This is a genomic window from Paenibacillus sp. TC-CSREp1, assembly GCF_050171015.1.
Classification (GTDB): domain Bacteria; phylum Bacillota; class Bacilli; order Paenibacillales; family Paenibacillaceae; genus Paenibacillus; species Paenibacillus silvae.
This window is the reverse complement of the sequence record NZ_JBNOKM010000001.1, coordinates 440,423-452,490: the sequence shown is the minus strand read 5'-3', so window position 1 is coordinate 452,490 and position 12,068 is coordinate 440,423. Positions and strand designations below refer to the sequence as shown.

At 47.0% G+C, this 12,068-nt stretch carries 12 protein-coding genes; all 12 read left to right on the top strand.

Annotated elements, in window-relative coordinates; genetic code table 11:
• Positions 1 to 10 precede the first annotated feature (10 nt).
• The 12 genes from ACQSGY_RS02275 to dnaG all read left to right on the top strand — a co-directional run bounded on the left by ACQSGY_RS02275 (position 11) and on the right by dnaG (position 12,045).
• Positions 11 to 2,260 carry an HD family phosphohydrolase gene (locus ACQSGY_RS02275; protein ID WP_427050504.1) on the top strand — a complete coding sequence of 750 codons (2,250 nt, stop codon included), beginning with the start codon at positions 11 to 13 and terminating at the stop codon, positions 2,258 to 2,260.
• 33 nt (positions 2,261 to 2,293) lie between these two features.
• Complete coding sequence (gene ybeY / locus ACQSGY_RS02270) at positions 2,294 to 2,791, top strand: rRNA maturation RNase YbeY (RefSeq protein ID WP_427050503.1); 498 nt, start codon at positions 2,294 to 2,296, stop codon at positions 2,789 to 2,791.
• Positions 2,791 to 3,162: a diacylglycerol kinase family protein gene (locus ACQSGY_RS02265; protein ID WP_289370816.1), complete on the top strand. Its 372-nt coding sequence runs from the start codon at positions 2,791 to 2,793 to the stop codon at positions 3,160 to 3,162. Before ybeY ends, ACQSGY_RS02265 begins: the two co-directional genes overlap by 1 nt.
• Before the next feature lie 588 nt (positions 3,163 to 3,750).
• Positions 3,751 to 4,164 carry a cytidine deaminase gene (locus tag ACQSGY_RS02260; RefSeq protein WP_188591246.1) on the top strand — a complete coding sequence of 138 codons (414 nt, stop codon included), beginning with the start codon at positions 3,751 to 3,753 and terminating at the stop codon, positions 4,162 to 4,164.
• A 31-nt stretch (positions 4,165 to 4,195) separates the two neighbouring features.
• Entirely contained in the window at positions 4,196 to 5,095 is a 900-nt protein-coding gene (gene era, locus ACQSGY_RS02255; RefSeq protein ID WP_111271879.1) for a GTPase Era, read from the top strand.
• 128 nt (positions 5,096 to 5,223) lie between these two features.
• The gene (locus ACQSGY_RS02250) at positions 5,224 to 5,364 is read left to right on the top strand and encodes a YqzL family protein (RefSeq protein ID WP_110897984.1); all 141 of its coding nucleotides are present in this window, start codon (positions 5,224 to 5,226) and stop codon (positions 5,362 to 5,364) included.
• 33 nt (positions 5,365 to 5,397) lie between these two features.
• Positions 5,398 to 6,150 carry a DNA repair protein RecO gene (gene recO / locus ACQSGY_RS02245; RefSeq protein ID WP_427050502.1) on the top strand — a complete coding sequence of 251 codons (753 nt, stop codon included), beginning with the start codon at positions 5,398 to 5,400 and terminating at the stop codon, positions 6,148 to 6,150.
• A gap of 88 nt (positions 6,151 to 6,238) precedes the next feature.
• On the top strand, positions 6,239 to 6,385 hold the full coding sequence (locus tag ACQSGY_RS02240; protein ID WP_216517174.1) for a hypothetical protein: 147 nt from the start codon (positions 6,239 to 6,241) through the stop codon (positions 6,383 to 6,385).
• Positions 6,386 to 6,522: 137 nt separating this feature from the next.
• Positions 6,523 to 7,410 carry a glycine--tRNA ligase subunit alpha gene (gene glyQ, locus ACQSGY_RS02235; RefSeq protein ID WP_427050501.1) on the top strand — a complete coding sequence of 296 codons (888 nt, stop codon included), beginning with the start codon at positions 6,523 to 6,525 and terminating at the stop codon, positions 7,408 to 7,410.
• Positions 7,403 to 9,478, top strand: a complete 2,076-nt coding sequence (gene glyS / locus ACQSGY_RS02230) for a glycine--tRNA ligase subunit beta (RefSeq protein WP_427050500.1) — start codon at positions 7,403 to 7,405, stop codon at positions 9,476 to 9,478. Before glyQ ends, glyS begins: the two co-directional genes overlap by 8 nt.
• 231 nt (positions 9,479 to 9,709) lie before the next feature.
• Complete coding sequence (locus ACQSGY_RS02225) at positions 9,710 to 10,177, top strand: YaiI/YqxD family protein (protein WP_427050499.1); 468 nt, start codon at positions 9,710 to 9,712, stop codon at positions 10,175 to 10,177.
• 47 nt (positions 10,178 to 10,224) lie between these two features.
• The gene (gene dnaG / locus ACQSGY_RS02220; RefSeq protein ID WP_216517180.1) at positions 10,225 to 12,045 is read left to right on the top strand and encodes a DNA primase; all 1,821 of its coding nucleotides are present in this window, start codon (positions 10,225 to 10,227) and stop codon (positions 12,043 to 12,045) included.
• Positions 12,046 to 12,068: the final 23 nt, after the last annotated feature.

Genomic DNA, 12,068 nt, shown 5'->3' with positions numbered 1-12,068 from the left:
ATTGTCTAAAGTGACCTCGAAAGAAATGTCAAAAGGCAAATCTTTTCAGAATAGAGCGACAGGATGGAAGTATAGCGTGTGGGCACGCTATCTTCTCTTTTTGTTTTTAGTGCTTCTCTTTTATATAAGTCTATCTTCAAAGCTGTTACCTGAACGATATGATATTCAGGAAGGGACACGCAGTGAAGTGGACATTGCTGCGCCAATGCAGATTCCGAATAACAAGGCTACACTCAAGGCTCAGGAAGAAGCAGCCGAACGAGTACAGCCGATATATCAGATCGTGACGATGCGTAACGAAAACCTGATGACCACGCTGCTTGACCGTATCGATCGTTTGAATCAGGATGATCAGATCTCAAGTCAGGACAAAATTGATATCTACCGAGATGAAATTCCGCAGCGTCAAAAGGATTTTGTGTCTAATTTTATTAATAATAATCGGAAAACAGGTACATACTCTGACACGCTGCTCGAAGAGATTCGAAACGTGGTGCAGGAGCAGAGCTATCGTATTCCTGAGGAGACATACATCAAAATCTCTCGTCTGACTTCGGATGACATTCAGGAGATGAAGCCTGTTGCGCGAAATATCGTCGCCAGATTAATGACTGATCAGGTTAGTGAGGCGACAACGGCGCGTGCCAAAGTGGCAGAGATGGTCAGTGCGAGCTCACTCAGCAAACGTACACAGCGGGAAGTGGTGCAGGAGCTCACACGCCTGGTAGTTACCGCCAACCGTTTTTACGATGAAGAGGGCACCAAGGAAGCGAAGGTTCAGGCACGTGAAAATACACCTACGGTGTTTATCAAACAGGGGGATACGCTGGTAGCCAAAGGGGAAATGATTACCCCCGAATTGTATGCACTGCTTAGTGAGAATGATCTACTGAAAAATGAAGTTAACTACTGGCCGCAGCTGGGACTGCTTCTGTTCTCGTGTATGCTGTCAGCGGCGATTTTGATGTTTATTCAGCAGAGCAGCGGGACACATTTCAAATATAATAATGCGCAGCTGCTTATGCTTGTTATTATTTTTATGATCACAATTGTAGTTATGCATGTCACAGCAGTGATTCAGACAAATGAGCGACCATTTATCGGTTTTCTCGCTCCGGTGGCCGTGGGAGCCATGCTGATTGCGTTGCTGCTGGATACAACACTTGCTTTTGTATGCTCCATCCTGATCGGACTGTTGTCCAGTATCATTCTAAATACACATCAGGGGCAGCTTTTCGACTTTGAGCTTGGCTTCTTTGCCATTGTTGTTTCGTTTGTAGCGATCTTTGCTACCCATCGTGCGAGTCAGCGCTCGACCATCTTGAAGGGTGCCATTATGGTCTGCCTTTTTGGATCATTGGCTGTATTTACACTGGCTCTGATTGATACTGGTGACTGGAATCGTACAACCGCGTTATATGGCATTGGGTATGCCTTTGCAGGCGGGGTGCTTACAGCAATTCTGGTTATCGGATTAATGCCGTTTTTTGAAACGTCATTTGGCATCTTGTCCGCACTCAAGCTGGTGGAGCTCTCCAATCCCAATCATCCTTTGCTTCGCAAATTGCTTACGGAGACACCAGGCACGTATCACCACAGCGTTATGGTTGGCAACTTATCCGAGGCAGCAGCTGAAGCGATAGGGGCTAACGGATTGTTATGTCGTGTCGGATCGTATTATCATGATATCGGCAAGACCAAGCGGCCTGTCTATTTTATAGAAAATCAGAACAATATGGAAAATCCGCATGATTCGATTGATCCCAAGCTGAGCAAGTCTATTATTGTTGCTCATGCAAGGGATGGTGTAGAGATGCAGAAGGACTATAAGCTGCCAAAGCCAATTCGTGACATTGCCGAACAGCATCATGGGACAACGTTTTTGCACTACTTCTACCATAAGGCATTGCGTCAGGCGGAGGAGGCCGGAATTGAACCGGACTTCACGGAAGAGGATTTTCGCTATCCTGGCCCGAAGGCACAGTCCAAGGAATCTGCTATTGTGGGTATAGCGGATAGTGTTGAAGCGGCGGTTCGTTCGCTGCGCAAGCCAACAGTGGAGCAGGTAGAGTCTATGATTGAAAAAATTATCAAGGGACGTCTCGATGATCATCAGTTCAACGATTGTGATCTTACGATGCGTGAGCTGGATATCGTCGCCAAAACGCTGAAGGAAACGGTGATGGGTATTTTCCATTCCAGAATCGAATATCCGGAAGAAATCAAGAAACCGAAGCCGACATCACCTGAAGCCGGCTGATCAATATTACGAGCAGACAGGAGTTATGAAGGAATGAGTCTTAACCTCGCATGGAATAATGAACAACAGGATAAAGAAATTACGGAGCCGATGATCGCAATGCTCGAGCAGCTGCTGGCTATTGCCGGTGAAGCAGAAGGAATCACTGAAGGAGAGGTTGCGCTCACGTTTGTTAACGATGAGCAGATTCACGAGCTGAACCGTGATTACCGAGGCATCGACCGTCCGACAGATGTGCTGTCCTTTGCCATGAATGAAACCGTGGATGAAGAGCTGGATATTATCTATGAGCTTGATGAGGACGAGGAAATGGAAGAAATGCCTGATGTTCTTGGCGATATCATTATTTCCGTTCCCCGCACCGTCTTGCAAAGTGAGGAGTACGGGCATTCATTTGAGCGTGAGTTAGGATTTCTATTTGTACACGGTTTCCTGCACCTCCTCGGTTACGACCATCAGGATGAAGCCAGCGAAGCGGAAATGATGGGCAAACAGGAAGCTGTCCTTGCTCAAGCCGGGTTGACACGATAATGAAAAGGCGCTCCTGGGGTCTCGTATTCCTGAATGCTCTGGAAGGAATTGCATACGGCTTGCGAACGCAGCGGAATGTTAGAGTTCACACTGGAGTAGCCATTTTGATGTGTGGAGCCGGATTTTTTTTCAACATTTCGGGAACGGATTGGATGTTTGTACTGACAGCCGTATTTATGGTTATCGTTACGGAATTGATGAATACAGCGGTAGAAGCAGCCGTTGACCTGGCACAGCCGCATATCCATCCGCTCGCAAAAGCGGCAAAAGACACCGCTGCCGGGGCCGTACTGCTGGCTGCGGTGTTCGCCGTCATCATTGGATGTTTTGTTTTCCTGAAACCTGTGATGACCTGGCTGGGTCTCTTATGAGGATAACAGCGATCGAAAGCTTGTTCTTTCATCGGAGTGGCCCGTGTAATCCAAAAAGGGTTTTCAAGCTTTGAATCTTTAAATGACACACACCAATAAAGTGTGAATCTGCCTTTAAGCTGATTTCTGTTGAGATTACACCCTAACGGAGAGGACAGAAAAAAGCTGGAGAAGCGGAGCGCTCGCGTTTATCACCGGATTTTCACTTTGGAAAAGTGATGCAGAAAAATTCGGGGATAACAGCGATCGAAAGCTTGTTCTGTCATCGGAGTGGCCCGTGTAATCCAAAAAGGGTTTTCAAGCTTTGAATTTTTAAACGACACACACCAATAAAGTGTGAATCTGCCTTTAAGCTGATTTCTGTTGAAGATTACACCCTAACGGAGAGGACAGAAAAAAGCTGGAGAAGCGAAGCGCTCGCGTTTATCATCGGATTTTCACTTTGGAAAAGTGATGCAGAAAAATCCGAGGATAACAGCGATCGAAAGCTTGTTCTTTCATCGGAGTGGCCCGTGTAATCCAAACGGTCTAATCAGCTTAACGAAATGAGCTCACAGTTTATACACACCCTAAGGGAGAGAAAAACAAATGGACAATGGCTTGTTAATGCAAGAAGCAATAAAGGCACGTACGAAAGCGTACACGCCATATTCCCATTTTGGGGTAGGTGCAGCACTGCTCGATAGTGAAGGTCATGTGCACCATGGGTGCAATATTGAAAATGCCGCGTACACACCAGGAAACTGTGCGGAGCGTACCGCGATGTTCAGTGCCATCGCAGGAGGACAGAAGCCTCGCAGCTTTAAGGCGATGGCGATTGTCGGAGATACGGAAGGGCCAATTGCCCCTTGCGGGGTATGCCGCCAAGTCATGTATGAGCTGTGTGAGCCAGACATGAAAGTCATTTTGGGAAACTTAAAGGGTGACCTGTTAGAAACAACAGTGGCAGAGTTGCTGCCATGGGCTTTTGGGCCCTCAGATCTGAACAATGTTAAAAAATAAATTCCAGGCCTAGGCGCCTGAGGAGGACCATATGAAAAAGCAAGCATTCAAATCCGGATTTGTCGCGATCATCGGACGTCCTAACGTAGGCAAGTCTACCTTGATGAATCAGGTAATCGGGCAAAAAATCGCAATTATGTCGGACAAGCCGCAAACCACACGCAACAAAATTCATGGAGTATACACGTCCGAGGAACAGCAGATTGTATTTCTGGACACGCCGGGCATTCACAAACGTCAATCCAAGCTTGGCGACTACATGAATGAAACGGCTCTCAACACCCTTGGTGAGGTAGAGGCGGCTTTGTTCCTGATCGATGCTTCAGAAGGCATGGGAGGCGGAGATCGTTACATTGCCGAGCAATTGAAAAGTGTGCGCACTCCGGTCATTCTCGTTATGAACAAGATCGATAAAATTGCACCGGAAGCTCTCCTGCCGCTGATTGAAGAATATCGCAAGCTACATGATTTTGCAGAAATCGTGCCTGTGTCGGCGATGCTGGGCAGCAATGTGAGCACATTGCTTGAGCAGATCGGCAAGTATTTGCCTGAAGGGCCGCAGTATTATCCGGACGATCAGGTAACGGATCACCCTGAGCAGTTTGTATGCGCAGAATTGATTCGTGAGAAAATTTTGCAAATGACTCGTGAGGAAGTTCCTCACTCTATCGCCGTAACGATCGAAGACATGAAAGTACAGGATAATGGCGTGGTTTATATATCCGCCGTTATTTTCGTTGAACGTGATTCACAGAAAGGCATCATCATCGGCAAGCAAGGAGCTTTGTTAAAAGAAGTAGGCAAGCGGGCGCGTCAGGATATCCAAAATCTGCTTGGCTCCAGAATCTTTATGGATTTGTGGGTCAAAGTGAAAAAAGACTGGAGAAATCAGGACCGTGTGCTGCGGGATCTTGGTTTTGGACGTGAATAACTGTATGAAATCGTGAGACTACGATCGTGATTTTCATATCCATTAATTGCAACACATAGTTTCCCTTGCAAGGCTCCATCCTATCGGGTAGAACCAGACGTCATTTCCGAAGAGAGGATGAATTTCCGATGCGGGATTTTTCATGGAAGGTATTTGCGATGACAGGGGATGTTGAATCCTATTTGTTATATACCGAGACGTGTAACTCGTCAGGTCAGGAGTCGGATACTGCAAGGGAAGTGAATGAAGACGAAGAAGCTGAAGCTTGATAGGCTGATTCAGGAATGGTTAGGTGACGAGGCATGCTATACAGGGTGGAAGGCATTGTCATCCGCAGCATGGACTACGGCGAGGGTAATAAAATTGTTACGCTTTGTACCGAAAGTGGCGGAAAAGCAGGAGTTCTCGTCCGGGGTGCGAAAAAGCCAAAAAGTCGGCATGCTGCACTGGTGCAGCCGTTTACGTATGGTCAATATGTTTATTTTCGTAATACAGGTCTCGGCACACTGAATGCAGGCGAGATTATTGAATCCAATCATGAGCTGCGAGAGGATCTGGTGAAGGCAGCTTATGCTTCCTATGCATGTGAGCTGCTGGATCGGGTGCTTCAGGATGAAGAGACCGGTGCGTTCTGGTTCAAACAATTGAAAGCTTGTCTGCAGGCCTTGAAGGAAGATAAGGACCCTGCCATTATCATTAGTTTGTATGAGATGAAAATATTACAGGCAGCTGGTTACGGTCCGCAGCTGCTTGAATGTATTTCCTGCAACCATGAACGGCCCGATGAGCAGCTTTTTATTAGTCCCAGACTCGGCGGTGTTCTGTGCAGAGCATGCAAACATTTTGATCCGCCGGCAATGGCTGTCAGCTCAAAAACGTTAAAGCTGCTGCGTTTGTTTGGGCAGCTGGACCTGCAGCGTTTGGGAAATATATCAGTGAGTGAGTCAACCCGTAATGAAATTAAAAAAGTCATGCGGGCTTTTATGGACCATCAGCTTGGTCTTCACCTTAAATCCCGTTCTTTTCTGGATCAAATGGAGAAGTACGGGATATGACTTGTGTAAAGAACTCTTAAAATTTGTATTGACTTCATATTTGATTTTATATATTATAAAGTATAAATTCTCTTTTTGGAGACATGCATTGAACGAGAAAGTAGGAAGCTGGATTCAGAGTGATAAGCGAGTCAGGGACGGTGGAAGCCTGATTGAATCGGTTTGTGAACAGGGCACTCGGGAGCATGAATGGACACGGAAAAGTGGGCCGGAGCAGACAATAAGTGTTGTTTGACTCAGGCCAAGTAGGGTGGAACCGCGGGAACAGCTCTCGTCCCTACGTCTGTATATCAGGCGTAGGGCGAGGGCTGTTTATTATGGACTTGACTTCTTCTACGCTTGCTAACAAACCAACCGAAAAGGAGCATGATTATGAATTTTCAGCAGATGATCTTGACGCTGCAGCAATTCTGGGCCGAGCATAACTGTATTATCGTTCAGCCATATGACACGGAAAAAGGGGCAGGCACGATGAACCCGATGACCTTTTTGCGTTCACTTGGACCAGAACCGTGGAAAGTGGCTTATGTAGAGCCTTCCCGCCGTCCATCTGACGGACGATATGGAGAAAATCCGAACAGGCTCTATCAGCATCACCAGTTCCAGGTCATTATCAAGCCTTCCCCGGACAACATTCAGGAGATTTATCTGGAAAGTTTGAACCGCCTTGGTATCGACCCGCTCAAGCATGACATTCGGTTTGTGGAAGACAACTGGGAGAACCCTTCGCTTGGCTGCGCAGGACTGGGCTGGGAAGTATGGCTGGATGGTATGGAGATAACGCAATTTACGTATTTCCAGCAGGTCGGTGGAATTGAGACGAATCCGGTTGCTGTGGAGATTACGTATGGTATGGAGCGACTTGCTTCTTACATACAGGAAAAAGAAAATGTATTTGATCTGGAGTGGGTAGAAGGCATCGCATATGGAGATGTGTTCCGTCAGCCTGAGTATGAGCATTCCAAATATACGTTTGAAGTTTCTGACGTTAAAATGCTGTTCACTCTTTTTAATATGTATGAGGAAGAAGCAAACAAAGCAATAGCACAGCACCTGGTATTCCCGGCTTATGATTATGTGCTGAAATGCTCACATACCTTTAACCTACTGGATGCACGGGGAGCGATCAGTGTAACCGAACGTACAGGATATATTACACGTGTTCGTAACCTTGCTCGTCAAGTGGCAGCGACATATGTGGAAGAGCGCGAGAAGCTGGGCTTCCCGCTGATCAAGAAAGGGGGAGCCGAGAATGTCTAAAGATCTGCTGTTTGAAATTGGTTTGGAAGAAGTGCCTGCACGTTTCATGCGTGCAGCCATCGCACAGCTTGAAGAACGCATCGTGAAATGGCTTGATGCATCCCGTATTGCTTATGGTGAAGTTAAGGCCTATGCTACACCTCGTCGTCTTGCAGTTCTGATCCAGAATGTTGCAGAGAAACAGGAGGATGTGGAGGAAGAAGTTAAAGGTCCTTCTCGCAAAATTGCGCTGGATGACAGCGGCAGCTGGAGTAAGGCAGCGCTCGGATTCGCGCGCAGTCAAGGTGTGGAACCGGATCAGTTCATATTCAGAGAGCTGAATGGTGTCGAATACATTTATGCAACCAAAAGCAGCAAAGGCGTAGATACGGCTTCAGTGATTGGCGAAGGACTGCTTTCCGTTCTGCATGCGATGACTTTTCCGAAATTTATGCGCTGGGCGTCCTATGACTTCAAATTTGTTCGTCCAATCCGCTGGATTGTAGCGCTGTTTGGAACCGAAGTAATTGAACTTGAAGTAACGGGGGTCAAATCAGGCAACGTTACGCGCGGACATCGCTTTCTGGGCAGTGAAGCTGTCGTGACCGAGCCTTCCGCTTATGTGGAAGTATTGCGTACCCAGCATGTTATTGCAGATATTCAGGAACGTGAACAGATGATTGTGTCCCAGATTGAAGCACTGGCTGCCGAGAAAAGCTGGAATATCGCCATCAAGGAAGATTTGCTGGAAGAGGTGCTTTTCCTGGTTGAGACGCCAACGGTACTGTTTGGCACATTTGATTCCTCTTTCCTGAACATTCCACAGGAAGTGCTGATTACATCAATGCGTGAGCACCAGCGTTATTTCCCGGTACTGAATCAGGAAGGTCAGCTGCTGCCGTACTTTGTTACGGTTCGGAACGGGGGCAGTGATTCACTGGATGTCATCGCAAAAGGAAACGAAAAGGTGCTGCGCGCCCGTCTGTCCGATGCGAAGTTCTTCTACGAGGAAGATCAGAAGCTGGAGATTAAGGACGCATTGTCCAAGCTCGAAAGCATCGTGTTCCAGGAAGAACTCGGTACCGTCGGGGACAAAGTACGCCGCATTCGTAAAATTGCTGATAGTCTTGCTGCAAAGCTGCAGGTATCGGCAGATACAGCTCAGGCGGTTAGCCGGTCCGCAGATATTTGCAAATTTGACCTTGTGACGCTGATGGTTGGGGAATTCCCTGAACTGCAAGGTGTAATGGGTGAAGATTATGCCCGCAAAGCTGGTGAAAAAGAAGAGGTTGCCAAGGCGGTATTTGAACACTACCAGCCACGCTTCGCCGGAGACCAGTCTCCTGCATCTCTTGTTGGAGCCATCGTTAGTGCAGCAGATAAAATCGATACGATTGTAGGCTGCTTCTCTATTAATATTATCCCTACAGGATCCCAGGACCCTTATGCACTGCGCCGTCAGGCAGCGGGCATTGTACAAATACTGCTGGATCATCAGCTTCCGCTGACCTTGTCCGATGTATTTGGGGCTGCGCTTGAAGTACATGCTCAGATGAATCTGTTGAAACGTGCTGACGCAGAGGTCCGTAAAGACCTGCAGGACTTCTTCGCATTACGTGTGAAAAAATTGCTGTCCGAAACGGTACGATATGACGTCGTGGATGCGGTCATTGCTTCCGGATTCGACGATATCAGTGCGATCGTTCCTAAAGGTGAGGCATTGATGAAAGCTGTGTTGTCAGGAGAAGAGTTCAAAACAACGGTGGAGTCCTTCAATCGTGTCGGAAACCTGGCGGCCAAAGCATCCAACGCTTCTGTACATCCTGAACTGTTTACAGAAGATGGAGAGCGTCAACTGTTTGATGCCTGGAATCAAACGAATGCAGCTTATCGTGATGCACTCGCTAAGCACAATGCTGAAGAAGCATTAGCTACCGCTTCCGCTTGGAAGGCTGCGATTACGGTATTCTTCGATTCTGTCATGGTTATGGCTGAAGATGAAGCGATTCGTGCGAATCGCCTTGCACTGCTTGCTGCCATTGATCAGGATTTGAAAGGTTTTGCAGACTTCTCCAAATTGGTAGGCTAAATTGTGCTGTAACTGCAATTCACGTTACAAAGTACGACAGCTGTACATGATCAGTATTAAAGAAGGATACATGAGGGTATAAATATACGGAGCGGATTGTAGAATTTGCCTTAAAACAACCGCTCCGTATTTTAGACTTTGTTTTTCTCCATTGGACGCAGAAGGAATTTGAATGGCAAAGGTCGTATATTACCATTATGCAGTTATTTTATGAAACCGGGTGGTTTGGGTTTGAGTGAATTGAATATACGTCACATCGTTGTGGATGGAGATGCGTGCCCGGTCAAGACCGAGATTGTCAGCACCGCACGTCTTTTTAATATTCCTGTGCTGATGGTATCTTCCTTTGATCATTTGCTGCAAGGAGGAGAAGGCGTACGAACCGTGCAGGTGGATCGCAGTGATCAAAGTGCAGACCTGTATATTGCAAATCACATCAAGCCATACGATGTGGTCATAACCCAGGATTATGGACTTGCAGCGCTTGCACTTGGTAAACGTTGTTATGTTCTGTCGTTTAGAGGTCGTGAATTTAATGACCGGGATATTGATTTTATGCTTGATTCTCGCCATACTGCGGCCAAAGCCAGACGCCGAGGTCATTATGGGAAGGGGCCAAAGCCCTTCACAGAGCAGGATCGAGAAATTTTTCAACATAAACTGACAAAACTTTTGAAAGATTTGCAGGAGAATGTGTAAGTTTATCGAATTATATTTACGTGTTAGAAGAGATGAAGGTGGCCGAGATGAGTAACGGACAAGGCGGTATACCCGAAAGTATTATTGAATCGGTATTGCAGCAACATGATATCGTCGATACGGTAAGCCGATTTGTACATCTGACCAAGCAGGGGAAGTATATGAAAGGCCTCTGCCCTTTTCATTCCGAGAAGACGCCTTCGTTCACTGTTACACCCGAGAAACAGATTTTCTATTGCTACGGATGCGGCACGGGCGGAAACGCCATCAAATTCAGGATGGAAATCGAAGGATTATCCTTTCCCGAGGCTGTCAAAACGATGGCAGAAGAAAGTCACATCTCCATGGGTGACTGGCAGGGACGTGAAGCAGCTCATGTGAATCCGGAGACGGCACGTCTGCTGGAGGCTTATGAGCTGACCGCGAAGCTGTATCATTTTCTATTGAAAAATACAGAGCATGGCAAGGCGGCCATGGAATATTTACGCTCACGCGGTATTGGTGACAAATTGATTGATCAGTTCCAGATTGGATATGCACCCAATCGTTGGGACACGCTGGTACAGTTTCTGGAGAAGCGAGAATATCCGCTGGAAGAGATGGAGCGGGGCGGACTTCTTTCAGAGCGAAGTGAAGGTCACGGATATGTGGACAAGTTCAGAGACCGAATCATGTTCCCCATCCATGGCAGGAGCGGTAAGCCGATTGCATTTGCGGGCCGTATATTGGGAGAAGGCCAGCCTAAATATCTGAACTCCCCGGAAACCCGGTTGTTCAACAAAGGTCGTGTTCTCTACAATCTGCACCAGGCCAAAAATGCAATACGCAAACAGAGACAAGTTATTTTGTTTGAAGGTTATGGTGATGTGATCTCTGCATGGGATCAGGACGTTCAGAATGGTGTCGCTGCTATGGGAACGGCGCTTACGGAAAATCAGGCTTTGATGATCAAAGGCATGTGTGATGAGGTCATTCTGTGTTATGATGGCGACCGGGCTGGACAGGCCGCTGCCATGAAGAACTTTCCCATCTTGGAGGAAGCCGGATTACAGGTGAAAATCGCGCTCATTCCTGAGGGACTTGATCCGGATGATTTTATTCGAAAGCACGGCGGTGAACGATTCCGTAACCAGATTGTGGACGGTGCCGTAACAACTACAAAATTTAAGCTTATAAACCTTAAAAAAAACCATATACTGCTAGAAGGCGGCGGTCAGATCGCTTATTCCAAAGAAGCAGTAAAACTGATTGCTCCTCTGTCTTCACCGACGGAGCGTGAAGTATATCTTCGTGAACTTGCGGCTGAAGTTGATGTATCCTTCGAGACATTGAAGCAAGAATGTAACGAGGAACGGGAAGCAATGAAAAATAACGAGGATTATGGGGATAATAACACGAAAAGGTGGAATAATGGTAGGCAACAAAATAGGCATGTGCCTACACCCAATCTGTTGCCGGCTTACCATGCTGCTGAGCGCAAGCTGATCGCCTGGATGCTCCAGGATGATGAAGCAGCCCAGTATGTCAATGAGCATCTTGGAGAAGCCTTTAACTTGGATGATCATGCAGCTATTGCTGCTTATCTATATGCCTATTACGCGCAAGGCAAACCGCCGGATACAAGCCGTTTTATGTCTTCTCTGCATGATGATCGTCTGGAAAAGACGGTCAGCTCAATCTCGATGATGGATGGTCCAGGTGAATGGAGTGTTCAAGTGCTTGATGATTGTATCAGGGAAGTTCTGAAGTATCCGCGCAAAAAAGAGTACGATCTGAAGAAAGAAGAAATGATTGCTGCAGAGCGGGCAGGTGATTCTGTACGCGCGGCACAAATTGCACTTGAGATGATTGCCCTAGAGAGACAGTGAACATCTAGATTACACGGATGTTT